The organism is Arthrobacter sp. Ha26 (genome assembly GCF_059091705.1).
The window spans coordinates 583,341-609,779 of sequence record NZ_JBNHGX010000002.1; the positions used below are offsets into that span (position 1 = coordinate 583,341).

23 protein-coding genes are annotated in these 26,439 nt (G+C 64.2%); 13 read left to right on the forward strand and 10 right to left on the reverse strand.

Annotated elements, in window-relative coordinates:
* Positions 1–41: 41 nt before the first annotated feature.
* The 8 genes from pdxS to AC5RVY_RS08335 form a co-directional block, all read right to left on the reverse strand.
* Entirely contained in the window at positions 42–956 is a 915-nt protein-coding gene (gene pdxS, locus AC5RVY_RS08300) for a pyridoxal 5'-phosphate synthase lyase subunit PdxS (protein ID WP_493954213.1), read from the reverse strand.
* A gap of 107 nt (positions 957–1,063) precedes the next feature.
* Complete coding sequence (locus AC5RVY_RS08305) at positions 1,064–2,437, reverse strand: L-serine ammonia-lyase (protein ID WP_493954214.1); 1,374 nt, start codon at positions 2,435–2,437, stop codon at positions 1,064–1,066.
* Positions 2,438–3,076 (reverse strand): sarcosine oxidase subunit gamma, encoded by a 639-nt coding sequence (locus AC5RVY_RS08310; protein WP_493954215.1) that lies wholly within the window; start codon positions 3,074–3,076, stop codon positions 2,438–2,440. It lies immediately after the preceding gene.
* Positions 3,069–6,029, reverse strand: a complete 2,961-nt coding sequence (locus tag AC5RVY_RS08315; RefSeq protein ID WP_493954216.1) for a 2Fe-2S iron-sulfur cluster-binding protein — start codon at positions 6,027–6,029, stop codon at positions 3,069–3,071. Before AC5RVY_RS08315 ends, AC5RVY_RS08310 begins: the two co-directional genes overlap by 8 nt.
* A complete protein-coding gene (locus AC5RVY_RS08320) occupies positions 6,026–6,436 on the reverse strand; it encodes a sarcosine oxidase subunit delta (protein WP_493954217.1) in 411 nt (136 codons plus the stop codon). The genes AC5RVY_RS08315 and AC5RVY_RS08320 overlap by 4 nt, the downstream gene beginning before the upstream one ends.
* 14 nt (positions 6,437–6,450) lie before the next feature.
* Entirely contained in the window at positions 6,451–7,671 is a 1,221-nt protein-coding gene (locus AC5RVY_RS08325; RefSeq protein ID WP_493954218.1) for a sarcosine oxidase subunit beta family protein, read from the reverse strand.
* Positions 7,668–8,966: a serine hydroxymethyltransferase gene (glyA, locus tag AC5RVY_RS08330; RefSeq protein WP_493954219.1), complete on the reverse strand. Its 1,299-nt coding sequence runs from the start codon at positions 8,964–8,966 to the stop codon at positions 7,668–7,670. Before glyA ends, AC5RVY_RS08325 begins: the two co-directional genes overlap by 4 nt.
* A gap of 163 nt (positions 8,967–9,129) precedes the next feature.
* Complete coding sequence (locus AC5RVY_RS08335; protein ID WP_493954220.1) at positions 9,130–9,807, reverse strand: GntR family transcriptional regulator; 678 nt, start codon at positions 9,805–9,807, stop codon at positions 9,130–9,132.
* Positions 9,808–9,943: 136 nt separating this feature from the next.
* On the opposite strand from AC5RVY_RS08335, the gene purU reads away from it, so the two are divergent.
* From purU to AC5RVY_RS08355, 4 genes are all read left to right on the forward strand, one after another.
* Positions 9,944–10,858 carry a formyltetrahydrofolate deformylase gene (gene purU, locus AC5RVY_RS08340; RefSeq protein ID WP_493954221.1) on the forward strand — a complete coding sequence of 305 codons (915 nt, stop codon included), beginning with the start codon at positions 9,944–9,946 and terminating at the stop codon, positions 10,856–10,858.
* A gap of 55 nt (positions 10,859–10,913) precedes the next feature.
* Positions 10,914–13,406 (forward strand): GcvT family protein, encoded by a 2,493-nt coding sequence (locus AC5RVY_RS08345; RefSeq protein WP_493954222.1) that lies wholly within the window; start codon positions 10,914–10,916, stop codon positions 13,404–13,406.
* Positions 13,407–13,533: 127 nt separating this feature from the next.
* The gene (locus AC5RVY_RS08350; protein ID WP_493954223.1) at positions 13,534–14,160 is read left to right on the forward strand and encodes a cyclodeaminase/cyclohydrolase family protein; all 627 of its coding nucleotides are present in this window, start codon (positions 13,534–13,536) and stop codon (positions 14,158–14,160) included.
* Complete coding sequence (locus AC5RVY_RS08355; protein ID WP_493954224.1) at positions 14,157–15,032, forward strand: bifunctional 5,10-methylenetetrahydrofolate dehydrogenase/5,10-methenyltetrahydrofolate cyclohydrolase; 876 nt, start codon at positions 14,157–14,159, stop codon at positions 15,030–15,032. Before AC5RVY_RS08350 ends, AC5RVY_RS08355 begins: the two co-directional genes overlap by 4 nt.
* Before the next feature lie 105 nt (positions 15,033–15,137).
* Here AC5RVY_RS08355 and AC5RVY_RS08360 read toward each other — a convergent pair whose 3' ends face one another.
* Positions 15,138–15,788, reverse strand: coding sequence for a GntR family transcriptional regulator (locus tag AC5RVY_RS08360; RefSeq protein ID WP_493954225.1), 651 nt, complete (start codon positions 15,786–15,788; stop codon positions 15,138–15,140).
* Positions 15,789–16,007: 219 nt separating this feature from the next.
* On the opposite strand from AC5RVY_RS08360, the gene AC5RVY_RS08365 reads away from it, so the two are divergent.
* The 7 genes from AC5RVY_RS08365 to AC5RVY_RS08395 all read left to right on the forward strand — a co-directional run bounded on the left by AC5RVY_RS08365 (position 16,008) and on the right by AC5RVY_RS08395 (position 24,576).
* The gene (locus tag AC5RVY_RS08365; protein WP_493954226.1) at positions 16,008–16,883 is read left to right on the forward strand and encodes a methylenetetrahydrofolate reductase; all 876 of its coding nucleotides are present in this window, start codon (positions 16,008–16,010) and stop codon (positions 16,881–16,883) included.
* A 13-nt stretch (positions 16,884–16,896) separates the two neighbouring features.
* Positions 16,897–19,224: an FdhF/YdeP family oxidoreductase gene (locus tag AC5RVY_RS08370; protein WP_493954227.1), complete on the forward strand. Its 2,328-nt coding sequence runs from the start codon at positions 16,897–16,899 to the stop codon at positions 19,222–19,224.
* Between the two features lie 8 nt (positions 19,225–19,232).
* Positions 19,233–19,823 (forward strand): GTP cyclohydrolase I FolE, encoded by a 591-nt coding sequence (gene folE / locus AC5RVY_RS08375; RefSeq protein ID WP_493954228.1) that lies wholly within the window; start codon positions 19,233–19,235, stop codon positions 19,821–19,823.
* 304 nt (positions 19,824–20,127) lie between these two features.
* On the forward strand, positions 20,128–21,345 hold the full coding sequence (gene fdhA / locus AC5RVY_RS08380; protein ID WP_493954229.1) for a formaldehyde dehydrogenase, glutathione-independent: 1,218 nt from the start codon (positions 20,128–20,130) through the stop codon (positions 21,343–21,345).
* Positions 21,346–21,492: 147 nt separating this feature from the next.
* On the forward strand, positions 21,493–22,764 hold the full coding sequence (locus AC5RVY_RS08385) for a molybdopterin molybdotransferase MoeA (protein WP_493954284.1): 1,272 nt from the start codon (positions 21,493–21,495) through the stop codon (positions 22,762–22,764).
* Positions 22,752–23,633 (forward strand): formate dehydrogenase accessory sulfurtransferase FdhD, encoded by an 882-nt coding sequence (gene fdhD, locus AC5RVY_RS08390; protein WP_493954230.1) that lies wholly within the window; start codon positions 22,752–22,754, stop codon positions 23,631–23,633. Before AC5RVY_RS08385 ends, fdhD begins: the two co-directional genes overlap by 13 nt.
* A gap of 136 nt (positions 23,634–23,769) precedes the next feature.
* On the forward strand, positions 23,770–24,576 hold the full coding sequence (locus AC5RVY_RS08395; protein ID WP_493954285.1) for an IclR family transcriptional regulator: 807 nt from the start codon (positions 23,770–23,772) through the stop codon (positions 24,574–24,576).
* A 490-nt stretch (positions 24,577–25,066) separates the two neighbouring features.
* Here the strand turns inward: AC5RVY_RS08395 and AC5RVY_RS08400 are convergent, their stop codons facing one another.
* A complete protein-coding gene (locus AC5RVY_RS08400) occupies positions 25,067–25,213 on the reverse strand; it encodes a hypothetical protein (RefSeq protein ID WP_493954231.1) in 147 nt (48 codons plus the stop codon).
* A gap of 144 nt (positions 25,214–25,357) precedes the next feature.
* Here AC5RVY_RS08400 and AC5RVY_RS08405 point away from each other — a divergent pair, with 144 nt between their 5' ends.
* Positions 25,358–25,531, forward strand: coding sequence for a hypothetical protein (locus AC5RVY_RS08405; RefSeq protein ID WP_493954232.1), 174 nt, complete (start codon positions 25,358–25,360; stop codon positions 25,529–25,531).
* Between the two features lie 258 nt (positions 25,532–25,789).
* Complete coding sequence (locus tag AC5RVY_RS08410) at positions 25,790–26,026, forward strand: helix-turn-helix domain-containing protein (protein WP_493954233.1); 237 nt, start codon at positions 25,790–25,792, stop codon at positions 26,024–26,026.
* The last annotated feature ends 413 nt before the right edge of the window (positions 26,027–26,439 follow it).

Below are 26,439 nucleotides of genomic sequence, written 5' to 3' on the forward strand. Positions count from 1 at the left end.
GAGTTAATGTCGGCTGGACATGTCGCCACAGATGTCATTGCCTACCAGCCCCGCTCAGCGAGGCGGTGGGGTTGCGCGATCTCGTCCACGTTGATGCCCACCATGGCTTCGCCCAGGCCCCGCGAAACCGCAGCGATGACGTCCGGATCGTCATAATATGCAGTTGCCCTCACAACGGCGGCTGCACGCTGCGCGGGGTTGCCGGACTTGAAGATGCCGGAGCCCACGAAAACACCGTCAGCGCCGAGCTGCATCATCATGGCAGCGTCGGACGGGGTGGCGATGCCGCCGGCGGTGAACAGCACCACGGGAAGCTTGCCGGTTGCAGCAACTTCCTTGACCAGTTCGTACGGAGCCTGCAGTTCCTTCGCCGCGACGTACAGCTCGTCTTCGGGAAGCGCGGCGAGCTTGGCGATCTCGGAACGGATCTGGCGCATGTGGCCGGTGGCGTTGGAAACATCGCCGGTGCCGGCCTCGCCCTTGGAGCGGATCATGGCCGCGCCCTCGTTGATGCGGCGCAGTGCCTCACCGAGGTTGGTGGCGCCGCAGACGAAGGGAACGGTGAAGTTCCACTTGTCAATGTGGTTGACGTAATCGGCCGGGGTCAGGACTTCGGACTCGTCAATGTAGTCCACGCCCAGTGACTGCAGGACCTGGGCCTCAACGAAGTGGCCGATCCGGGCCTTGGCCATGACAGGGATGGACACGGCGTCGATGATCGCATCGATCATGTCCGGATCGGACATGCGGGACACGCCGCCCTGGGCGCGGATATCGGCTGGAACGCGTTCCAGGGCCATCACGGCCACGGCACCCGCGTCTTCGGCGATGCGGGCCTGTTCGACATTGACGACGTCCATGATGACGCCGCCCTTGAGCATCTCGGCCATACCCCGCTTCACGCGGCTGCCGCCTGTGAGGACAGTGGGCTCGTACGGGAGTGGTTTTCTGGTCATTTCTCGCTCCAAAAGGGGCCGGGCGCCTAAGCAGGCAGGCAGCTGTGTTTACGGTAAAGAGCCCCGGGCATCCATGGACACCCGGGGCTGGAGGCAACTTCAGCGGTTCAGCACTCGATGACGTTCACGGCGAGGCCTCCGCGGGAGGTTTCCTTGTACTTGGTTTTCATGTCGGCTCCTGTTTCGCGCATCGTTTTGATGGCTTTGTCCAGGGAGACCTTGTGGCTGCCGTCGCCGTGCAGGGCCAGGCGGGCGGCGTTGATGGCTTTGACGCTGGCGATGGCGTTGCGTTCGATGCAGGGGATCTGCACCAGCCCGCCCACCGGGTCGCACGTCAGGCCCAGGTTGTGTTCAATGCCCACCTCGGCGGCGTTTTCCACCTGGGCAGGCGTGCCGCCCAGCACTTCGCAGAGCCCGGCGGCGGCCATGGAGCAGGCGGAGCCCACCTCACCCTGGCAGCCCACCTCGGCGCCCGAGATGGAGGCGTTGATCTTGAACAGGATCCCGACGGCGGCCGCAGCGAGCATGAAGCGGACCACGCCGTCGTCGTTGGCGCCGGGTACAAACTTCACGTAGTAGTGCAGTACCGCCGGGACGATGCCCGCGGCACCGTTGGTGGGGGCCGTGACGATGCGGCCCCCGGCCGCGTTCTCCTCGTTAACCGCCAGCGCGAACAGGTTCACCCATTCCATGGCCCGCAGCGGGTCCGTCTCGCCTTTGTCCGCCGTCAAGGTCTGGAATAACGACGGCGCGCGGCGGCGGACATTGAGCCCGCCGGGAAGGATTCCTTCCGCGGCGCAGCCGTTGTCCACGCACTCGCGCATCACCGCCCAGAGTCCCAGCAGTTTTTCCCGCAGCTCCGCTTCGGTCCGCCACACCAGCTCGTTGGCGAGCATCACGTCGGAGATGGACATGCCTTCGCGGCTGCAGATTTCCAGGAGCTCGTCCGCGGTGTTGAACGGGTAGGGAAGGACTGTGGAGTCGGCCACCACGCGGTCGCCGGCGTCTGCGTCCCCGTCAACCACGAAGCCGCCCCCAATGGAATAGAAGCTTCGTTCGCTCAGCACGGCCCCTGAATGGTCCAGCGCCCGGAACGTCATCCCGTTCGGGTGCGCCGGGAGGGTCTTGCGCCGGTGCAGCACCACGTCCTCGTCCCAGTTGAAGTCCACCCGGTGGCCGCCGTCGATCCAAAGTTCGGCGTCCAGGGCGGCGGCTGCCACCTGGTCATCGGCGGTGGAGGTGTCCACGGTTTCAGGATCCAAACCCTTGAAACCCAGGACCACGGCTTTGTCCGAGCCGTGGCCCCGCCCGGTGGCGCCAAGGGATCCGAACAGTTCGGCCTGGACCCGCGTAGTGGAGCTCAGGTGTCCGTCGCCTTTGAGTCCGTCGGCGAACAACTTCGCTGCCCGCATCGGGCCCACCGTGTGTGACGACGAGGGCCCGATGCCAACGGAAAACAGGTCCAGGACACTGAGCGCCATTTAGGGGACCTCAGGGGAGGCGTACTCCCGCATCGCGTCGAGGAGCCAGCGGCCCAGGAAATCGGCGAACGAGGCGCGGGGGAAGATCCGGAAGGACTCTTCGCCGGTCTTCCACAGCACCACGGGGATGTTGCCGATCTCGGTGGACAGCGCCGTTCCGGCCCTGAGGACGCGGGGGTGCAGGTCCAGGGAGCAGCCCTTTTCCAGGACGGCGCGCGCCCGTGGGCCGGTGAGTTCGAAGGTGGTGCGGTTGGCGGAAAGGTCCACCACCTGGCCTTCGCCGTCCGCCAGGGACTCGCGCAGTGCCTGGATCAGGTCGCCGCCGAGGGACTCGTGTGCGTCCGTCGGTGCCACCACCAGGAACTCTTCGGGTCCGAGCCACAACACCGAGGTGGCGCCGGTGCCGTTGACGGCGCCGCAGGCTGCGGGCAGGCCGCCAGTGACGGAAGCTACGCGCTGTCCGGCGGCACTGTCCCTGTCCACCCGGAGGCCCACCATGGTCAGGAAGGGCACCTCGGACAGTTCCACCACGCCGCGCACGGAACCGGTTTCAAAGGCTTCGCGAAGCTGTGCGGCGGGGCTGACACGGAGGGAGAGGTTCTTCTCGTAGGAGGTTGCGGGTGCTGCTGTTTCAGCCATCTTTGCGGGTCCCTTCGGTGTCAAAAAGTACGGTTTCGCCTACGACGACGTCCACCAGCTGGTCGCCGGCGGCTGCCACCAGCGTTTCACCGATCCGGTTGCGGCCGTTCTTGATCAGTGCCAGGCCGAATGACCTGCCCAGTGCTGCGCTGTGGTAGCTGGAGGTGACGAAGCCTTCCATCGGAACCGGCCCGTAGGCGGGATTGGTGGAGCGGCCCTTCTCCACCAGCTGGGTGCCTTCCGGCAACCGGATGCTGCCGTCAACAGGCAGGACGCTGACCAGGTGCTTGCGGTCCTCCCGCTGTCCGTCAACCCGGGCGTAGGAGCGCTTGCCGATGAAGTCCTTGGCCTTGGAGACGATCCATTCCATTCCCGCGTCCTGCGGGGTGACGGTGCCGTCAGTGTCCTGGCCGACGATCGGGTAGCCCTTCTCCGCGCGGAGCACGTGCATGGTTTCGGTGCCGTAGGGGGTGATGCTGAATTCGGCGCCGGCGGCGGCCACGGCCTCCCACGTGTTCAGCCCGTACCAGGACGGCACGTTGATCTCGTAGGCCAGTTCCCCGGAGAACGAGATCCGGCAGACCCGGGCGCGGACACCGGAGGCGAGGGTGGTTTCGCGGAAGGTCATGAACGGGAAGGCGTCGGTTTCGAGCCCGCCGTTCGCGGCCAGTTCCGGTGCCACCTTGGCGAGGACGGCGCGTGATTTGGGCCCGACGACGGCAATGGTGCTCCACTGTTCGGTTACGGAGGTGCAGTGCACGTCCAGTTCCGGCCACTCCGTCTGGAGCCATTCCTCCAGCCAGTCCAGCACCTTGGCGGCGCCGCCGGTGGTGGTGGTCATGAAGTAGCGGTCCTCGTCCAGCCGCAGGGTCACGCCGTCGTCGAAGATCATGCCGTCTGGAGTGCACATCACGCCGTAGCGTGCCGAACCGGGCGCGAGCTTCTTGAACGCGTTGGTGTAGATCCTGTTCAGGAATTCGCCGGCGTCCTTGCCCCGGATCTCGATCTTGCCCAGGGTGGTGGCATCCATGAAGCCGACGGAATCGCGGACGGCGGCGCACTCGCGCAGCACAGCAGCGTCCATGTCCTCCCCGGCCTGCGGGTAGTACCAGGGCCGCTTCCACTGCCCGACGTCCTCGAACAGGGCTCCCTTGGCGACGTGCCACGGGTGGATGGACGTGACGCGGGCGGGGTCGAACAGTTCGCCGCGCTGCCGTCCGGCCAATGCCGCGAACGCCACCGGGGTGAAGGGTGCGCGGTAGGTGGTGGTGCCGATGTCGCCGATGCCGCGGGAGGCTTCGCCCGCTGTCCGGAGCGCAGCGGCGATCACGCCGATCGCATTGACGCCCGAGGTCTTGCCCTGGTCGTTGGCGGTGCTGATGGAGGTGTACCGCTTGATGTGCTCAACGGACCGCATGCCGGCCCCGGTGGAGCGGAGGACGTCAGCTACTGACTGGTCGCGCTGGAAGTCCACGAAGTGGTGGTGCCAGTCGTCCGGGGTGCCCTGCTCACCCGGGACCAGCCAGAGCTGGCGGGTGGGGGCAGAGGCCTTCGGCTCGCTGAGCTGGGCGGGCTGGATGCTGGTGCTGAAGCCCGCGGCGATTGCGGCTGAAGCGCCGGCGGAGACCCCTTCGGCGAGGCAGTCCGCGAGGTCAAAGCTGCCGCGGCCCGAGCCGATGATCTGCTGGTTGGGGACCACGGTGCTGGGCACGAAGGCGGCCAGGTCGTCGTCCCAGCGCAGCTTGCCCTGCCGTTGGGAGTGCAGGTGCACCAACGGGCTCCAGCCGCCGGACACAGCCAGCAGGTCGCAGGCGATCTGCTCGACGCCCGAGGTGAGTTCGTCGTCGTCGTTAATGCTGCGGACGGTGACGCCATCCAGGCGGCCAGCGTCTGTGCCGGTGCCGGTGCCGTCGGCGCTGGTGTTGACCACCGCGCTGCCGATCAGCACGCGGGTGCCGGCCTCGACGGCGGCAGCTGCCACGGCGGTGAGCTGCGGGCGTGCGTCCACGACGGCCGCAACCTTGACGCCGGCGGCGCGCAGGTCCGCGGCCAGGGCGAAGGCGCTGTCGTTGGTGGTGCTGATGACCACGCGCTGGCCAGGTGCCACTGCATAGCGGTTGAGGTAGCTGCGGACAGCGGAGGCGAGCATGATGCCCGGGCGGTCATTGTTCTCGAACACCAGCGGGCGTTCGTGGGCGCCGGGAGCGAGCACCACCTGGTTGGCACGGATGTGCCAAATCCGCTGCCGGGAGACCCCGGATGCCGCGGGGGAAGACAGGTGGTCGGTGCGGTTCTGCACGGCGATGACGTAGTTGGCGTCGTAGGCACCGAAGGCGGTGGTGCGGTTCAGCACGGTGGATTCGGCGCCGGAGACCAGCTCGGCCTCGACGTCCGCCACCCACTCCAGGGCCGGCTTGCCTTCGATGGTTTCAGCCAGTTCAGGGGCGGTGGAGCCGGAGAGGAGCGAACCGCCCAGTTCGGGCTGGTCGTCCAGCAGCATCACCCGGGCGCCGCTGCGGACTGCCTCGCGGGCCGCTGCCAGGCCGGCGGGGCCTCCGCCGATGACCAGTACGTCGGTGTGGACGTACTTCTTGTCGTACTCGGCGCGGTCATCTGCCGGATCCAGTTTGCCGAGGCCGTTCAGGTACTCCGCCTTGAGCCCGTCCACCAGGGTGACGGTGGTGGCGGGGAGCATGGATTCGGCCACGTGGCCGGGGAAGCGCGGCTGCACCTTGACCAGGGCGTTGGCTTCCTCCACTCCAGCGGACATGACGCCGCGGGGACGGTCCTCATAGAGCGAGTTGCCGGCGGCGATCCGGCCGTTGGCGATCAGGGCGGAGGCGAGGGTATCGCCGGGGTGGCCGGTGAACTCTTCGCCGTCCACCGTGAAACGCCAGGAGACGGTGCGGTCGATGCGTCCGCCGGCGGCGAGGCGGGCATTCTGGGAAGTCACTTGGTTGCTCCTTCCGGGGCGGTGGGGCTGGCGGGGGCGCTGCTGGTGCCGGAAATGTCCGGGGCTGCAGTCCCTGTGGTGGTGCTGTCAGCGGCGGTGCTGGCAGTGCCGGTTTCGGTGGTCGGCTTGCCAGCGGCATCCGGCCGGGGCGAACCCATCGGGTAGACCGCCTGGATCTCGTAGGTGACCGTGTCCCGGAGCATGTTGAACCACTGGCGGCAGCCGGTGCTGTGCAGCCAGCGCTCGGCGAACGCGCCCTTGGTGTTGTCCCGGTAGAACAGGTACTCGGCCCATTCCCGGTCGGTCAGTTCGTTCGGGTTTTCCGGATAGGCCACGTGGGCCTGGCCGCCGTAGTGGAACTCGGTCTCGTCACGGGAGCCGCAGTTGGGGCATGAAATGAGGAGCATGTCCAGACTCTCTTCTAGTGGGCCACGGCGGCGGCGCCGTGTTCGTCGATCAGCGCGCCGGTTTCGAAACGCTCCAGCGAGAACGGCTTGTTCAGTTCGTGGGGCGATCCCGTGGCGATGTTGTGCGCAAAGGTGAGGCCCGCGGCCGGCGTGCCCTTGAAGCCGCCGGTCCCCCAGCCGCAGTTCACGAACATGTTTTCCACCGGGGTGTTGCCCACGATCGGGGAGGCATCCAGTGTGGTGTCCACGATGCCGCCCCAGGTCCTGAGCACGTGTGCCCGGGCGAAGATGGGGAAGAGTTCGACGGCGGCGGCCATCTGGTGCTCGATCACGTGGAAGGAACCGCGCTGGCCGTAACCGTTGTAGGAATCGACACCGGCGCCCATCACCAGTTCGCCCTTGTGGGCCTGGGACACGTAAACGTGAACGTGGTTGGACATCACCACCGTGGGGTGGACCGGCTCGTGCAGTTCGGAAACCAGCGCCTGCAGCGGGTGGGACTGGATGGGGAGGCGGAAGCCGGCCATCTCGGCCAGGACCGAGCTGTGTCCGGCGGCGGCGAGGCCAACCTTTTCAGTGTTGATGGTGCCGCGGTTGGTCTTGACGCCCACCACGCGGTTGCCGTCCTTGACGAAGCCGGTGACTTCGCAGTTCTGGATGATGTCCACGCCCATTTCGTCGCACTTGCGGGCGAAGGCCCAGGCCACGTGGTCGTGCTTGGCGATGCCTGCGCGCGGCTGGTAGGTGGCGCCCATGACGGGGTAGCGGATGTTGTCGCTGATGTTCAGGATGGGGCAGAGTTCCTTGACCTGCTGCGGGTCCAACCACTCGGCGTCCACGCCGTTGAGCTTGTTGGCTCCGACGCGGCGCATGCTTTCGCGGACGTCACCGAGGGTGTGGGCTAGGTTCATCACGCCGCGCTGGCTGAAGAGGAAGTCGTACTCCAGCTCCTCAGGCAGGATTTCCCAGAGCTTGAGGGCGTGCTCGTAGATGGCAGCGCTCTCGTCCCAGAGGTAGTTGGAGCGGATGATGGTGGTGTTCCGGGCCATGTTGCCGCCGGCCAGCCAGCCCTTTTCCAGGACCGCGATGTTGGTCATGCCGTGGTTCTTGGCCAGGAAGTAGGCGGTGGCCAGGCCGTGCCCGCCGCCGCCCACAATCACGGCGTCATAGGAGGACTTGGGCTCGGGGTTCCGCCAGAGGAATTCCGGGTGCTCGGGAAGCACATCAGCCATCATGCCACCTCGTTCACGTCAGAGGAGAGGTTGGGGTACAGGGGGAACTTTCCGGCCAGGATTTCAACCCGCTGCCGGAGTTCTGCCGCGGTCTCGTCGCTGAACTCGCGCTTGAGTGCTGCAGCGATAATGTCGGCGACCTCGGTGAATTCTGCCTTCCCGAACCCGCGGGTGGCCAGCGCCGGCGTACCGATACGAAGACCGGAAGAGACCATCGGCGGACGCGGGTCGAACGGCACGGCGTTGCGGTTGACCGTGATTCCGATCCGGTGCAGGCGGTCTTCGCCCTGTTGGCCGTCCAGTTCCGAATTGCGCAGGTCCACCAGGACCAGGTGAACGTCGGTGCCACCGCTGACTACGGTCACGCCGGACTCTGCAACATCGGCCGACAGTATGCGTTCTGCGATGATGCGGGCACCCTCAAGGGTGCGTTCCTGGCGGTCGCGGAAGGCAGGCTCAGCGGCGAGCTTGAACGCAACTGCCTTCGCGGCAATGACGTGCTCCAGCGGGCCGCCCTGCTGTCCCGGGAAGACCGCGGAGTTGACCTTTTTGGCGATGTCGGCGTCGTTGGTCAGGATCACGCCACCGCGCGGGCCGCCAAGGGTCTTGTGGGTGGTGCTCGTGACGATGTGGGCGTGAGGCACGGGGCTGGGGTGGAGGCCGGCGGCCACCAGGCCCGCGAAGTGTGCCATGTCCACCATCAGGTAGGCGCCCACCAGATCCGCGATACGGCGGAACTCGGCGAAGTCCAGCTGCCGGGAGTAAGCGGACCAGCCGGCGACCATCAGCTTCGGCTTGTTCTCAACCGCCAGGCGCTCCACTTCAGCCATGTCAATCAGCATGGAGTCCTCGTTGACTCCGTACGGGACCACGTTGTAGAGCTTGCCGGAGAAGTTGATCCGCATCCCGTGGGTCAGATGGCCGCCGTGCGCGAGGTTCAACCCCAGGATGGTGTCGCCGGGCTGGATCAGGGCGAACATCGCCGCCGCGTTGGCCTGGGCACCCGAGTGGGGCTGTACGTTAGCGAACTCGGAGCCGAACAATGACTTGAGGCGGTCGATGGCCAGCTGCTCCACCACATCAACATGCTCGCAGCCGCCGTAGTAGCGCTTGCCCGGGTAGCCTTCGGCGTATTTGTTGGTCAGGACGGATCCCTGCGCCTCCATCACGGCAGTCGGCGCAAAGTTTTCGGAGGCGATCATTTCCAGCGTGCCCTGCTGGCGCAGGAGCTCCTGCTGAACGGCGGCGTGGATCGCAGGATCGGTCTCTGCGAGCGTACGGGTCAGAACGTCGACCATTTTTTCTCCTCTGCTACCTAATATCCTGTTGATATATTAGTTTCGTGAGTCAAGTATGCTATCCATCACAATGAGTGTCAACAGATTCTTCGAGTCAGCACGGAGATGCGTGAAGCGCGGCTTGGGGGCCGCGCTTCCCTTGGGTGCAGAAAGGAGGCTCAGGTCAGGTGAAGAGCGCCTTGCGGACGGCGTCCTCGAAGCCGCTGACGTGGGTCCTCGCGAGGTCAGCCGCCCGCGCTTCATCGCCGTCAATCACTGCGCCCAGCAGGTCCAGATGCTCATGCACGTGGCGGGAGAGGTCCGGGAGGCGATCCAGCACCATGCACCAGATGCGGGTGGCGAGATTGTCATAGCGGATCAGCACGTCTTCGAGGTGGGGATTGCCTGCCGCTGCGTAGATGCCCTGATGGACGCGCGCATCCAGGCGAAGGGTTTCCACCACAGGGGCCGCCTGGGTATCGAAAGCCTCAACGGCCCGCATCACGCTGCGCAACTGCTCCCGCTGCTCCTCAGTGGCCACCCGGGCGGCCCGGGAGGCGGCGAGCGGTTCAAGCTGCGTCCGGATTTCGGAAATGAAAGCAAGGTCGGTTACCTCCACCCGGGTGGCAAACGTGCCCCTGCGCGGGTAGGAAACCACCAGCCGGTCAAGCTCAAGCCGTTTCAAAGCCTCACGCACCGGGGTCCGCCCCATGCCGAGGTCCCTGGCGAGATGGTCGTCATTAAGCAGATCGCCAGGTTTGATGTCGAGCATGAGCAGCCGGTCGCGGATGCGCCCGTACGCCATGTCCGCCAAGGACGTCTTTACCGCGTCTTGCGCAATTGCCACAGCTTCAACTGCCATAACCTGGACCCTTTCCCTTCAAGCCAAACAGGCTATTGACCTCGCCCACTGACCAGTATACGCTGATTCCCAGCCGTAATATATCAGTACCGCATTTGAAAATATATCTAACGGGAAGATACCCAAAGGAGGAGACATGACCCTGGTGGCAACAGACTCAACGACCAGCACGCTGGCTCAGACCGACCCCGACGTGAAAGACCAGACCCAGAAGTTCGTACTCACACTGTCGTGCGTCGAACGTGCCGGCATCGTCCAGGCGGTCACCACTTTTCTCTTCGAACGCGGCTTCAACATCGAAGAGCACCAGCAGTTCGATGACGGCCTCCGCGAGACGCTGCACCTGCGCACGGCATTCTCGGGTTCCCCCGAGTACACGCCGGAGAGGCTCGAGGAGGAGTTCAGTGCAATCGCGGACCGCTTCGAGATGAAGTTCAGCTTCCATGACCAGACCAAGCAGCGCATCCTGGTGATGGTCTCCAAGTTCGGCCACTGCCTCAATGACCTGATCTTCCGTTGGCGCGGCGGAAGCCTCGGCGGCGACATCGTGCTCGTGGTTTCCAACCATGAAACCCACCGTGCCATGGCCGATGCCGCCGGCCTGCCCTTCGTTTACCTTCCCGTGACCCCCGAGACGAAGGCAGACGCCGAACAGCGCCTGCTGGACCTCGTCGACGAGCACAACATCGACCTCGTAGTGCTCGCCAGGTACATGCAGGTGCTCTCCGACGACCTCTGCCGCTCCCTGGAAGGCCGGGCCATCAACATCCACCACTCCTTCCTCCCCGGATTCAAGGGAGCACGCCCCTACCACCAGGCGTACGATCGTGGAGTCAAACTGGTCGGCGCCACTGCCCACTACGTGACTGCTGAACTTGATGAAGGGCCAATCATCGAGCAGGAAGTCATCCGGGTGGACCACAGCTACGGGCCCACCGCACTCTCGACAGTCGGGCAGGACGCGGAAGCCCTGGCACTCTCCCGCGCCGTACGGTGGCACTGCGAACACCGTGTGCTGCTGGACCAGACCAGCACAGTTGTGTTCCGGTAAGCAGCACCACCACATCAGCTTCAGACAACACACGAAAATCAGCAGGAGAAACCACATGGCTTCGACGCCAAGCATTGTGATTATTGGAGCGGGAATCGTCGGCACCAACCTGGCCGACGAACTGGTCGCGCGCGGTTGGAACAACATCACCGTCCTGGACCAGGGGCCCCTGAACATGCCTGGCGGCTCCACGTCCCACGCCCCCGGCCTTGTCTTCCAGACAAACCCCTCAAAGTCCATGGCACTTTTCGCCAAGTACACGGTGGAAAAGCTTTTATCCCTCGAAGAGGATGGCCAAAGCTGCTTCAACCAGGTGGGCGGCCTGGAAGTCGCCACCACGGAAACGCGCCTCGCGGACCTGAAGCGCAAGCTTGGGTACGCAGCGTCATGGGGCATCGAAGGCCGGATCCTTTCCCGCGAGGAATGCAAAGAGCTCTACCCGCTCCTCAATGAGGAAGACATCCTCGGCGGCCTCCACGTCCCCAGCGACGGCTTGGCCCTGGCCGCCCGCGCAGTCCAGTTGCTGATCAAGCGCACCGAAGCCGCGGGCGTCAGGTACTTGGGCAACACCACCGTGACCGGGATCGAGCAAGTTGACCACCGCGTAACAGGTGTCCAGACGTCCGACGGCGTTATCCCCGCCGATATCGTCGTCTCCTGCGCCGGCTTCTGGGGCGCCAAGATCGGCGAGATGATCGGGATGTCCGTCCCGCTCCTTCCGCTGGCACACCAGTACGTCAAAACCACTCCAGTGCCCGCCCAGAAGGGCAAGAACGAACTGCCCAACGGCGCTGCCCTGCCCATCCTCCGCCACCAGGACCAGGACCTTTACTACCGTGAGCACGGCGAGCGCTATGGAATCGGCTCCTATGCTCACCGCCCCATGCCGGTGGACCTTGATGAACTGGGCAACTACGAACCCAGCAGCATCAGCGAACACAACATGCCGTCCCGCCTGGACTTCACGCTGGAAGACTTCCTCCCGGCCTGGGAAGCCACCAAACAGCTGCTCCCGGCCCTTCGGGAAAGCGAAATCGAGGACGGCTTCAACGGCATCTTCTCGTTCACCCCGGACGGCGGTTCGTTGGTGGGTGAGTCCAAGGAATTGGACGGCTTCTTCGTGGCCGAGGCTGTATGGGTGACGCACTCCGCCGGCATCGCCCGTGCCGTGGCCGAACTGCTCACCACAGGCAAGTCCCAGATCGACCTGGGCGACTGCGACATCCACCGCTTCGAAGACGTCCAGCTGACCCCCGAATACGTGAGCGAAACGTCCCAGCAGAACTTCGTGGAAATCTACGACGTGATGCACCCGCTGCAGCCCAAGCTCTCGCCGCGGAACCTGCGGGTCAGCCCCTTCCATGCCCGCCACAAGCAGCTCGGCGGCTACTTCCTGGAGGGCGGCGGCTGGGAACGCCCCTACTGGTTCGAAGCCAACGCCGAACTCCTCAAGGAGATGCCGGACGAATGGCAGCCGCCCGCACGCGATGCCTGGTCCGGGATGTACAGCTCCCCCATCGCCGCCGCCGAAGCCTGGAAGACCCGCACCGCGGTGGCCATGTACGACATGACTCCGCTCAAGCGCCTTGAGGTCTCCGGTCCCGGAGCGATGAAGCTGCTGCAGGAGCTCACTACCGCCGACATGTCCAAGAAGCCCGGGGCCGTCACCTACACCCTCCTGCTGGACCACGCCGGCGGCATCCGGAGCGACATCACCGTGGCCCGCCTGAGCGAAGACACCTTCCAGCTCGGAGCCAACGGAAACATCGACACTGCCTACTTCGAGCGGGCTGCACGCCACCAAACGGAAAACGGAACCGCCAGCGACTGGGTCCAGGTCCGCGACACCACTGGCGGGACCTGCTGCATCGGCTTGTGGGGACCCCTCGCCCGGGACCTCATCAGCACCGTCAGCAGCGACGACTTCTCCAACGACGGCCTGCGCTACTTCCGGGCCAAGAAGGTGGTCATCGGCGGCGTCACCGTCACCGCCATGCGGCTGTCCTACGTAGGCGAGCTGGGCTGGGAACTGTACACCAGCGCAGATAACGGCCAGCGCCTGTGGGACGCACTGTGGAAGGCGGGACAGCCGTTCGGCGTGATCGCTGCCGGCCGGGCCGCGTTCAGCTCACTGCGGCTGGAAAAGGGCTACCGCTCCTGGGGCACCGACATGACCACCGAGCACGACCCGCTGGAAGCGGGACTGGGTTTCGCCGTGAAGATGACCAAGGAAGACTTCGTCGGCAAGGCAGCACTGGAAGGCCGGACCGAGGAAAACTCTGCCCGGCGCCTGCGCTGCCTGACGGTCGACGACGGCCGCAGCATCGTGCTGGGCAAGGAACCTGTCTTCTACAAGGACCAGGCAGTTGGCTACGTCACGAGCGCCGCGTACGGCTACACCGTGGCCAAGCCGATCGCCTACGCGTACCTGCCCGCCGCCGTCTCGATTGGTGACTCGGTTGAAATTGAGTACTTCGGCCGGCGCATCCAGGCCACGGTCACGGCGGATCCGCTCTACGACCCCACCATGACCAGGCTCCGCGGCTAACAGCCGCCGGCCAAGGAGGGCACGCGGCCCGGACTCATTCCCTCGCAACGGGAGTCCGGGCCGCTGCTTTTCCATGGCCCCTCCCACGCCCCAGCCAGTGGACCCGAGCTTCAGCCCAGGAAGACACATGATCAGTTCAGAAACAGTAAGCGACTACCTCGCCAGGCTTGCCTCGCGCGAACCCACCCCAGGCGGCGGCGCAGCAGCGGCTCTCCACGCCGCCCAGGGGGCAGCCCTTGTGGCCATGGTGGCCAGGTACACCACAGGCACGAAATACGAGCAGCACGCCGAACTCGTCACAAGGATCATCAGTGCAGCCGACGGACTGGTAACACAGGCCCTGCACCTCGCGGACGCCGACCAGCATGCCTTCCAAGGCGTCATCGATGCGTACAAACTGCCGGCCGGTACTGATCACCTCAAGGCGGCACGAACAGCAGCCATCCAGGACGCGCTAATCCTGGCCGCAAAAACACCGGCACAACTGGTCCTCGTTGCCGGCGCAGTCGTGGACCTTGCCACCGAACTGTTCGAGGTGGCCAATGCCAACGTGATCAGCGACATCGCCGCTGCCGCAGACGCCGCCCGGGCTGCGGCCACCACTGCACGGGTGAATATCGACGTCAATGTCGTGGCCATCAAGGACACCGCAGCCCGTTCCCGGCTGGCGGACCAGACTGACCGCCTTGAGGACAAGGTCATCCTGGCGGCCGACGCGCTCGTGCAGCGTGTACGCGAAAGGATTCTCCGTTGAGCACCACACTCCTTTCCGGACGCGACCTGGCAAAGCTCATTCAGCAGAAGGCCAACGACGAAGCCCGGGACCTCGAATCTGAGGGCCTGTGCCCCACCCTTGCAGTGGTTGTGGCCACCGACGACGGCTCCACGCACTGGTATGTGCGGTCCCTTGAACGGGCTGCAGAAAGGGCAGGCATCAACTGCCGGATCGTGGACCTTGGACAGGACGCGTCAGGAGAAGTACTGGCCTCAGTCCTGAAAGACCTCAGTGCTGAGCCATCCGTCAACGGCATCATCCTGCAGACGCCGCTGCCTCCCGGCGTCGATGCAGATGCCCTTGTTGGGCACATTGCCCCCGGAAAGGACGTCGACGGCGCGAATCCCCTGAGCCTCGGCCGCCTGGCTGTGGGCCAGCCCTCGTTCGCCCCTGCCACCGCCCGGGCCGTGGTTGAGATCCTTGACCACTTCGAGATCCCGGTGGCGGGCCGGAACGTCGTCGTGATTGGTCGTTCGGCCGTCGTCGGCAAACCGCTGTCCCTGCTGCTGTTGGAACGCGACGCCGCGGTCACCGTCTGCCACTCCAGGTCAGGGCCGCTGGAGAAATACACAAAGACGGCCGACGTCGTGGTGGTCGCCGCCGGGCGCACCGGCCTGCTGAACGGGGGCCATATTTCCGCCGGGGCTGTAGTGATCGACGTCGGCACCAACGTCCGTCCCGACGGGTCCCTCGTGGGGGATGTGGACGAGGTCAGCGTCCGGGGCATCGCCGGCGCGCTGACACCGGTCCCGGGCGGCGTGGGCTCGGTCACCACGTCGCTCCTTCTCCTGCACACCGCCGAGGCGGCGCGGGAACAGTCGCGTGCCTTGGTCCGGGGAACAGCCGGCTGATCCACGGCGGGCACTCCCGCTTTCCCTTGGGACCAGCGTTGTCTCCGCGCCGTGCAGATCCTGTGAGCGGTCTGCACGGCGTGGACCGCGTGTCCTGCCAGCGGGTTACAAAACGGCCCTGATCAGGTTCTCGAAGTCGGTCACATGCTTGGTGGTCAGCAGGGAAGCAGCTTCGGAATCCCCTTCCGCGATGCACTCGAGCAGCTCAATGTGCTGGGCAATATGCTCGGATACCGGAGGAAGTTTCTCCAGCACAAGGCTCCAGATCCGCGTCGCCAAATTGTCGTACCGGATCAACACATCTTCAAGATGCCGGCTCCCTGTGGCCCGGTAAATCATCCGGTGCACCCGCATGTCCAGGCGCATCAGGTCCCGTTGGGAGTGCATCCCCGGCAGGATCTCTCCCACTTCCCTGGCAAATTCTTTGATCTCCTGTCGAAGCTGTGGGGACGCCATCCGGGCAGCCCGTGCCGCGGCCGCAGGCTCCAAAAGCTGCCGGATTTCAGAGATTTCAGCCAGATCCGTGATGTCCACCCCTGCGGCGAAGGTGCCCCGGCGCGGATATGCCACCACCAGATGGTCGCTCTCAAGGCGTTTCATGGCCTCCCGGATGGGCGTCCTCCCCACCCCCAGCCGCCTGGAAATTACTTCGTCATTCAATGGCTCGCCGGGCTTGATGTCCAAGACGATCAATTCATCACAGAGCACCCTGTAGGCGAAGTCGGCGAAGGACTCGTCCTCCTGCCTCGTCGGCACGAGCGATCCCCCAACATCCGACGGTAGTTCTCCACCGCTTGCCATTTTCAAGTCTCCTCCCGGTGCACGGTTGAGCCTTGACGCGAAGACTCCGTGTACATAGTATTCCTAGAACTGATATATCAATATTCCATCATAAAAATGTCAATGGGCCCCTGGTACTGGTTGGAGATCTGCTCCGGCAGGGAATCCTGCGGTGGTATCCAGGAACGGAGAGTAATGAGCGAGGAAGCTGTTGCCAACGTACGGCTCGAAGTGGTTCCGTCTGCCGACCTGCTCACGCAACTCCCCTTGGCGTTGGAAACCACGGGATCCGTGAGCGTGACCTGCCTGCCGCACCACGGGCCTGCCCGGACCGTGCAGGCGTCTGTGAACCTGGCGCGCCTGGGGTACCACACTGTCCCGCATCTCGCGGCCCGCAGCATCACGGGCGAGGCAGAACTGCATTCGCTGCTGCGGCAGCTGCAGGAGGTCGGCGTCTCTGAGCTGTTTCTCGTCGCCGGCGACCGGCGCACGCCCGCCGGCCCCTACAGTTGGAGCGGACAGCTCCTTGAGGCCGTCAAGGCTTATTCGCCCGACTTCTCCGTTGGAATCAGCGGTTACCCGGAAGGCCACCTGCAGCTTAGCCAGGAGCAACTTACCAGCAGCCTCCTCGCGAAAATGCCCTTGGCGTCCTCCATGGTCACGCAGATGTGCTTTTCCGCCGAGGCAATCAGCCGGTACCTCCGGACACTCCGCAGGAGCGGCATCCAGCTACCGGTATGGGTTGGAGTCCCCGGTCCGGTCTCCGTCAGGAAACTGGTATCCCTCGGAGCACGCCTGGGAGTCGGCCGCTCCCTCAAGCTCGCCCGCGGGACAGGTATGGGGGGAGCCCTCTGGCGGCGGGACGACTTCCTGAGCTATGACAGCGGACGACTGATCCGCGACGTTCACGGGGAGTTGGCGGGCGATCCCCTCTTTGCAGGGTTCCATGTCTATACCTTCAATGACCTCGGCCGCGTGGCTGGCTTCCTGAACGATCTGCCACCATTGCTGCCCACCGCCACGCCAGCCCCAGGCAACACATCCATTCCACTGTTTCCTGCCACGATCTGAAGGGAAAGATCACATGGCTTCAAAAGCCCCCAAGCACAATATCGACGAGTCAAAACTGAGCCTGACGAAGCCCAAGACCACCGCCGTCGGCATTCCGGCTGTTGCGAACGCGCTGAAAATTTCCCTGGAACAGATGGGCCCACTGCGCAGCATCCAGACACTCCTGGCAGTCAACCAGGTGGACGGCTTTGACTGCATGGGCTGCGCGTGGCCAGAGCACGAAAAGCGCAATGCTGCGGAATTCTGCGAGAACGGCGCCAAGGCAGTGGCTGAAGAAGCCACGCGCCGTCGGGTCACGCCTGAATTCTTCGCACAGCACTCCATTGCGGACCTGAAGACGCGCGACGACTACTGGCTGGGCCAACAAGGGCGGCTGACGCATCCGATGCTCCTGGACGAAGGCGCAACCCACTACAGGCCCATCGAGTGGGACGACGCGTATGAGCTGATCGCCCAGGAGATCAGGGACATGGAGCACCCTGACCAGTCAGTCTTCTACACTTCCGGCCGGACCTCGAACGAGGCAGCCTTCGCCTACCAGCTCCTCGTTCGGGGTATCGGGACAAACAACCTGCCGGACTGCTCCAACATGTGCCACGAATCGTCCGGCTCGGCCCTGGTGGAAACGATTGGCATCGGCAAAGGCTCCGTCAGCCTCACCGACCTCGAGACGGCGTCGCTGATTTTCGTGGCCGGCCAAAATCCCGGCACCAACCACCCGCGCATGCTCAGCGCGTTGGAAAAGGCGAAGAAAAACGGCGCCGTCATCATCTCCGTGAATCCGCTGCCCGAGGCCGGGCTCCTGCGGTTCGAGAATCCGCAGAACATTTCCGGCATGGTTTCGGGCACGCAGCTTACCGACGATTTCCTGCAAATCCGAGCAGGCGGCGACCAGGCCCTCTTCCAGGGGTTGGGCAAATACCTTCTCGAAGCCGAAGCCCAGGGCCGCAACACCCCTGGCCTGCCCACCGTGCTGGATCATGAATTCATCAGGGACCACACCGTTGGTATCGACGAATACCTGCGGTACCTCGAAAAGGCCGAGTGGGACGACATCGTCGAAGCAACAGGATTGACGCTTGAACAGATAAAGTCCACCGGCGAGCGCCTCCTGGCCTCGAACGCCACCATCGTCTGCTGGGCCATGGGCCTGACCCAGCACAAGCACTCCGTACCTACCCTCCGCGACGTGGTCAACGTCCTGCTCCTCCAAGGCAACATCGGCAAGCCAGGAGCCGGCGTCTGCCCCGTCCGCGGCCACTCCAATGTCCAGGGTGACCGCACCATGGGCATCTTCGAGAAGATGCCGGAGAACTTCCACGACCGGCTTGACCACGAGTTCAAGTTCCACTCCCCCCGGGCGCACGGCTTCGACACCGTGGCCGCAATCCGCGCCATGCGGGACGGCAAAGTACGCGTCTTCATCGGCATGGGCGGCAACTTCGTGCGGGCGGCTCCGGATTCCGAGGTCACGGAACAGGCGCTGGCCAACACCCGCCTGACGGTGCAGATCTCCACGAAACTGAACCACTCCCACGTCTCGACGGGCCGTCGTGCGCTGATTCTCCCGACGCTGGGCCGTACGGAGAAGGACACCCAGCGTACAGGTGACCAGAGGGTGACCGTGGAGGACTCCATGAGTGCTGTCCATGCCTCCCGCGGACGCCTTAAGCCGGCCAGCGAGCACCTGCACTCCGAGGTGGCAATTGTGTGCAACATTGCCCACAAAGTCTTCACCGGCAGCGACGGCCTCCCGCTGGCCAACGCCCCCAAAGCAGACTGGCTCGCCATGAGGGACGACTACTCCGTCATCAGGAAACACATCGAGGCGGTCCTTAGCGGCTTCGAGAATTTCGAGGAACGTATCCAGAATCCTGGCGGGTTCGTCCTTCCACACCCGCCGCGGGACGCCCGGAAGTTCGACACCGCTTCGGGCAAAGCCCACTTCACCGGCAATGAACTGGAATTCATCCGTGTCCCCGCGGGGCGGCTCGTCCTTCAGACCCTGCGCTCCCACGACCAGTACAACACCACCATCTACGGCAAGGACGACCGGTACCGCGGCATCCACGGCGGCCGCCGGGTTGTCCTGATCAACGCAGAAGACATAGCTGAGCTGGGGTTCGCGGACGGGGACATGGTTCATCTCATCTCAGAATTCCATGGGACCGAACGCCGGGCCGAGAATTTCCGCATCGTTTCATACTCGACGCCCAAGGGCTGCGCGGCAGCTTACTACCCGGAAACCAATGTCCTCGTGCCGCTTGACTCGGTAGCCGACACCAGCGGCACGCCAACGTCCAAATCCGTGATTGTGCGGCTTGAGCGGGCCGAAGCGTGAGCGCTGCCGTGACCACAGAAGCCACTGTTGCCCGGGGTGTGGACGGGCCGAGGGTGGAACGTGCGGTCCGCGAGTACCTTCTGGCCATCGGTGAGGACCCCGAGAGGCCCGGGCTGGCGGACACACCGGGCCGCGTAGCCCGCGCCGCCGCGGAAATGTTTGGCGGGCTCCATGAGGATCCCCTTGCCGTCCTGGACAGGACTTTCGACCTCGGCCACGGTGAAATGGTCATCGTCAAGGACATCCCGTTTTATTCAACCTGCGAGCATCACCTGGTCCCGTTCCATGGCGTGGCGCACGTTGGCTACATCCCGTCCGCCGAGGGGCTGGTCACCGGTCTCAGCAAGCTGGCCAGGCTGGTGGATGTCTTTGCGCGCAGGCCCCAGGTCCAGGAGAGGCTTACCACCCAGGTGGTGGACGCTCTGGTGGCATCGCTGCGGCCGTTGGGGGCAATTGTGGTGATCGAGTGTGAGCATTTGTGCATGTCAATGCGGGGCGTGCGTAAGCCCGGGGCAAAGACCATCACATCTGCGGTCCGTGGTGAACTGCGGCTGCCGGCGGCCCGCGCCGAAGCGTTGAGCCTGATCCACGGCCGCTGAAGAATCTCTGGACAGGCCCGCCCGGCTGCCATACGATGTATCTGATATATCTTTGATGGGCAGATAAAAATATCACCACTGTTTCTGTTCGTTTGACGTCCTTCGCCTTGGCGAAAGATGAGCTGTCCCGTGCCCGTGAATGGTGCTTCGGTGGCCTGAAACCTGGGGAGGTATCCTCATCGAAGCACCGCTTTCGGGCAACGGGGCAGCGCCGGCAATTTTGCCGGACGAGTGCAAGGCAATCCGACACGGCAGGCCTGGCACTAAATCCCAGCACCACCCCCAGTAACCCAAAGGAGTGTTCATGTCAGGAAACAGAGCGGTCGCCTACAAGGAACCCGGTGTCGTTGAGATCATCAACACCGACTACCCGACGTTCGAACTCAAGGACGGTCCCGGCGTCAATCCGGCCAACGTGGGCCGGAAAGTTCCCCACGGCGCGATCCTGCGAACGGTGACCACCAATATCTGCGGCTCGGACCAGCACATGGTACGGGGCCGGACCACTGCTCCCAAGGATCTCGTCCTCGGCCATGAAATCACCGGCGAAGTGGTGGAAGTCGGTCCGGACGTGGAGTTCATCAAGGTGGGAGACATCGTCTCCGTACCCTTCAACATCTCCTGCGGCCGTTGCCGAAACTGCAAGGAGCGCAAGACCGGCATCTGCCTGAACGTCAACCCGGACCGCCCGGGCAGCGCCTACGGATATGTGGACATGGGCGGCTGGGTGGGTGGCCAGGCGGAATACGTGCTGGTCCCCTACGCTGACTGGAACCTGCTCCGGTTTCCGGACCGCGACCAGGCCCTGGAAAAAATCATGGACCTGACCATGCTTTCCGATATCTTCCCCACCGGCTTCCATGGCGCCGTTACCGCCGGAGTGGGTGTCGGGTCCACCGTTTACATTGCCGGCGCCGGCCCTGTTGGCCTGGCAGCTGCCGTGGGCGCGCAATTGCTGGGTGCCGCCGTCGTGATTGTCGGTGACATGAACGACGACCGCCTGGCCCAGGCCCGCTCCTTCGGGTGCGAAACGGTGAACGTCTCCAATGGCGATCCGAAGGACCAGATCGAGCAGATTCTTGGTGTTCCCGAAGTGGACTGCGGCGTCGACGCTGTGGGCTTCGAGGCCCGCGGACACGGCAAGGACGCCTCCCATGAAGCGCCAGCCACCGTGCTGAATTCCCTGATGGACATCACCGCCGCAGGCGGGGCCCTGGGCATTCCGGGTCTGTACGTCACCGGCGACCCCGGCGGAATTGACGAGGCCGCCAAGCACGGTTCGCTGTCGCTCTCGCTCGGCACGGGATGGGCAAAGTCGCTGTCCTTCACCACCGGCCAGTGCCCTGTCATGTCGTACAACCGCCAGCTGATGATGGCGATCCTGCACGACAAGGTCCAGATCGCCAAGGCAGTAAACGCCACAGCGATCCCGCTTGAGGACGCACCGCGCGGTTACGCGGAATTCGATGCCGGTTCGGCAACAAAATTCGTGCTGAACCCGAACGGGTACGTCAAGGCGTAGAACCGGCTGAAAGGGCCGGGGACCGGGAAGCAAACACCACCTGGTGCATGCTTCGCGGTCCCCGGCATCTGCCGGCGCATCACTACCTTCAGAAAAGGGGCACCGTTGCTCGCCCAGGAAATCGCCACCAGCGGTTGCACTCCAGAATTGCATTCTGCCGGGAGCTCTTCCCGGCATCCCTCCCCTACTTGGCCGGAAGCGCGGCAAATCGCTTTCGATTGCGCGTCGCCGCTCGCGCCTGTGGAGGTCTCCCTCCCCTTGGCACCAGGCCACACTGTGACCCGCGACGTCACCGCCCTCCAGGCACTCCCGCATTACGACTCCTCTGCCATGGACGGCTGGGCCGTCAACGGCAGCGGTCCCTGGGTCCTCGCCGAGCGTGGGTCCTTTTTGTCCCCCGGGTGTGCCAGCGTCATAGCCACAGGCGGACTTGTACCTGCCGGCGCCCGGTCGATACTCCGCAAGGAAAGCGGCGAGATCCACCACCATGCTGACGGCCGCACTCTACTGAGGCTCAACAGCAATGCAAAAGATGGCGAACCGCGGCCAGGCCAGCACATCCGTCCTTCGGGTGACGAAGCTGCGGCCGGTGAAGTCCTGATCCCTGCCGGCACACCACTGAATCCGGGGCACATCGCCCTGGCGGCCGTTGCTGGCCACGACAGTCTTCAGGTGCAGCCCAGGCCGGTGGTCGGAATCGTACTGACGGGTTCCGAAGTGGTCACCGCAGGCATTCCGGATCCAGGCCGGGTCAGGGATACCTTTGGTCCGCAGCTGGGAACAGTCATTGCCATGCTGGGAGGCACGCCAGCAGGTCCCGTGCGCATCGGCGATACCTACACTGAATGGCTGACCGCACTTGGTGGTTCAGAACCATTCCCGGGCCGGATGCCGGACGTCACCATCACCACCGGCGGAACCGGCTGTTCCGAAACCGATCACTTCCGCGCCGCCGTCGCTGCCCTGGGCGGAAAACTGCTGCTGGACGGCATAGCGATGCGGCCCGGCCACCCGGCAGTCCTGGCCGCGCTCCCGGGCGGCCGCTTCGTCGTCGGACTGCCCGGTAATCCACTGGCGGCAATGATGGCCCTTACCACTATCGGGGAACCGCTGCTGGCGGCACTCGGAGGCCGCCCACTGCGCGCCGTCGGGGAGGCGACGTCGGCTGCTGACATTGATCCATCCCCGGGCCGTACGCGGCTGATTCCGTGCAGGTTCATCGAGGGGCTCGCCTTCCCCGCCACGCATACCGGGTCCGGCATGATGCGTGGACTGGCTTGGGCCGAAGGTGTCATGGCTGTTCCCCCCGGCGGAGTCCGGTCCGGCGGGCCGGTTCCCGTGCTCCCCCTCCCCTGGACGCAGCCGAACGAGACGATCGTTTCCACCAACCGAGCACGGAGCACCGCATGGCACGCATGACACAGCGCCGCAAGATCCACCGCTTCCACCTGGACGATTCCGGCACCCAGTCCCCGGTACGGTTCAAGGAAGACATACTCGCCGCTGAGGAGCCCCTGGAAATCCGCATCGGCGGCCGTTCTTTCGCTGTCACCATGAGGACCCCCGGGGATGATTTCGATCTGGTCGCCGGGTTCCTGGTTTCAGAAGGCATCATCCGTTCCGGCCCGGACCTGGTATCGCTGCGCTTTTGCGCCGGGGATGCCGGGGGAGAACAGACGTACAACGTGATCGAGGCGCAGCTGCGGCCGGGTGTAGCCATGCCTGACACCATGCGGCACGTCTACACCTCCAGCTCCTGCGGCATCTGCGGGACGGACTCGATTGATGCCGTCCGCAAGACCCTTCACTTCGATCCGGCCCAGGACGCGCTACGGATTCCCGTCGATGTCCTCGCCGGACTGCCCGAGCGGCTTCGCGAGGCACAGGCAGTGTTCGACAAGACAGGCGGCGTGCACGCGGCCGGCCTGTTCCGGGTCACCGGCGCCAGCCCCGAGCTGCTTTGCCTCCGGGAGGATGTTGGACGCCATAATGCCGTGGACAAGGTTGTGGGGTGGGCGCTGCGCCAAAATATGTTGCCTTTGAGCGGCACCGTCCTGCAGGTTTCGGGACGGGCTTCCTTCGAGCTTGTCCAGAAGGCCGCCATGGCCGGCATTCCCGTCTTGTCCGCCGTGAGCGCGCCCTCGAGCCTGGCTGCCGACCTTGCCGTGGAGACCGGATTGACGCTGGTTGGGTTCAGCCGGGGACACAGCCTGAATGTGTACGCCGGCCGCGAAAGACTGGTTAGCCCGCAGAAGAGTAGCCGGGAGGAGAGCTACGCCTTGCTTTGACGTTGTCCCCGCCGGGACCAGTGGGACCCCATCGAGAGCCTTACGGCAGTGTCGGTCTAGGATGAAACAAGATGACGCGGATGGGCGGCTGCCCTCCGCTCTTCACACACCGGCATGGACCACGACACGAGGCATGATGGCCGCACGCAACGACCCGGACACAGAGAAGGACGCAGATGCACACGCGGGAGGCGTCCAATCAGTGGATCGCGCCCTCCAGATCCTGGAAATCCTGGCCCGGGAAGGAGACGCCGGCGTCAGTGAAATCGCCGAGGAGATGGGCATCCACAAGTCCACCGTGTCACGGCTGGCGGGCTCCTTGGTTGGGCGGGAGCTGGTGCGGCAGAACAGCGAACGTGGAAAGTACCAGCTGGGATTTGGCATCCTGCGCCTCGCGTCGTCCATCCCGGGCAGGCTGAGCGTAGTTCACGAAGCCAGGGAGGTTCTGGAGAGCCTCGCAGCGTCCTATAAGGAAACGGTCAATCTGGCCGTGCTGCGGTCGAATTATGCCGTCAACGTGGACCAGGCGATGGGACCGTCCACGCTGGCCACCTATGACTGGGTGGGCAGCCTGACCCCGCTGCACGCCACGTCCAGCGGCAAAGTGCTGCTCGCTGCCCTGTCTGCCGACGAAAGGGACACCATCCTTAAAAAGATCGGCCTGCCCGCCCGCACACCACGCACCATCACCAACCGCTCGGTGCTGGAGAAGCAGTTACTGGACGTCGCCCGCGATGGCTATGCCGTGGTTCACGAGGAGTTTGAGATCGGGCTGACGGCGGTCGCAGTGCCCGTCTACAACCACCTGGGACACGTCATCGCCGCCGTAAGTATTTCCGGCCCCGCCTTCCGCTTCACGCCGGAAGAGCAGCCAGGGCTTATTGACGGCCTCCGCGACGCAGGGCTGACTATCAGCACCAAAATGGGCTACCGACGCCGATAAGCCCGGCCCTTGGCTTCCACTGGGGACAGCAAGCCGGCCTTGGCGCAGGCGCGAGCACCCCATGGCGTCCTCCGTGCTTCCGGGCCTTGACCCGTCCCTGAGGTTTCGGCGGTCCAGCCTCAGGTCTATCGCAGTACTCGGTAGCACCCGCCCCGGTGGCCCGCGGCCTCCCACCCCGTGCCACCGGGGCCCCCTTACCTCCCCACGCATCAGGAAAAGTAACGACATGACTTACCGCAACGACCAGGAACAGACCTCCGGATCAGCACCGAAGGCGGGGCCCCTGATGAAACAGCCACCGCCCCGGCTGTGGAGATTGCCGCGGCGCTGGAAGGTTTTGTCGCCCACGCATCCGGACATGGAGCGTCTGGTGTTTGATATCGGCTCTTTGAAAAGGGGGAATCTGCTTAAGTCCTGGTGCGGCGGGCCCCATTGCAAGGGCGGTGTCGCCAGAAACGGCGGGTAGGACGCGCCCTGCAGTTGGCGGAGGCTAGGCGTCGAAATGGGTCCGGACGCCGGGGTCGGCGGTCAGTGATGTGACTACCGCTGCCGCGACGACATCGAGGAGCTTTTCGTTTTGGGAATTGGAAGCGATTTCAGGATCGGCATCGCTAATTCCTCGCTGCAGCGGTGCCATGGTTGCGCCCGCTTCCCCGTCGGCAGCACGGCCCGAACTGGTCGCCTGCGAATCTTACGAAAACCTTTCGCCTACTGTGCGCATAACAGTCACGAGCCTTGAGCAAAGTTTCGCATCCTTAGAGCAGGATCGGTGAAACCGCAAATGGCAACGAAAGTGCAGGTACTCGAAGTGGCAACCAGGGCAGAAAAAGCTAACTACAAGTACAGCGACTTTTACTGTCTCATGTCACTGGCAGACTTCACTGCATACATCTCCACTGATGACTGCGATGGCGATGGCCGGATGGCTATCAGCTTCGCGGACGAGGCCGCCTGACTTCCGCGGTATCCCCGTCAAGCAAAGGCACGTCCTGGCGGTGTGGGCTAGTCATTATCCAAGACGCCGTCCTTCACCCGACCGTATTGTGAGGTGAGTGTTCTGAACAGGCTCGCCCACCAGGAGGTGTCACCAGCATCTTCAACAAAGAGCCGAGCTTGACGGGCGGGCTGCCGCAGTCGTGGACATCGTCCTCGAGTACGTTTTCAGCAACCATTCCGGCAGCGTCAAAATGTCCGAGGCAGCGGCGATGTAGGAATGCAGGAAGTTTCCTTCTCGAAGTATTTCAAACGCGCCACAGGCCAAAACTTCAGCGACCTGGTCCGCAAACTTCGCCTGGCCCACGCACGGCGCCTGCTGGAACGCAGCGATAAACCAATCTCCGACATCTGCTACGAGGTCGGCTTTACCAACCTCTCCAACTTCAACCGGCATTTCATGAACGACGCCGGGGAAACGCCGCGGACCTACCGCCGGCGCGTCCAGGAAGCTTAGTCAGCGAAGGCGCCCGTGCTCATGGCCGCACCGGCATCCCGTCAGCTGAGCGCAGCCCCTGATCGTTGTGCGTCGGCCTCAAACAGAAGGTCCTTCCCTAGAGTGTGGCCGACATCCGCATGCACCGAGTGGAAGAAGGAAACGCCTGGACAGAGGCAAAACGAAGTTCGTATTCGCTCTTCTTTGTTGGGCGCTCAACCTTCTCGTTTTTTGCCATATTTTAGGGACGCTCTACGCAGGCTCGGCGTAGTAGTAACCGAGGTGTTCGTCCATTCCGCTTCCACCGCATGGTTTCGCTCAGATGATTCTCCCCGCCAGGTTTCCTTGCCGGGGTGATTCGGGCCTGTAATCAAGAAGCAGACCTTTGGCCCTGCGGGAGGCGTGTTTTCAGCGTTCATCCCGAACAGGACCAG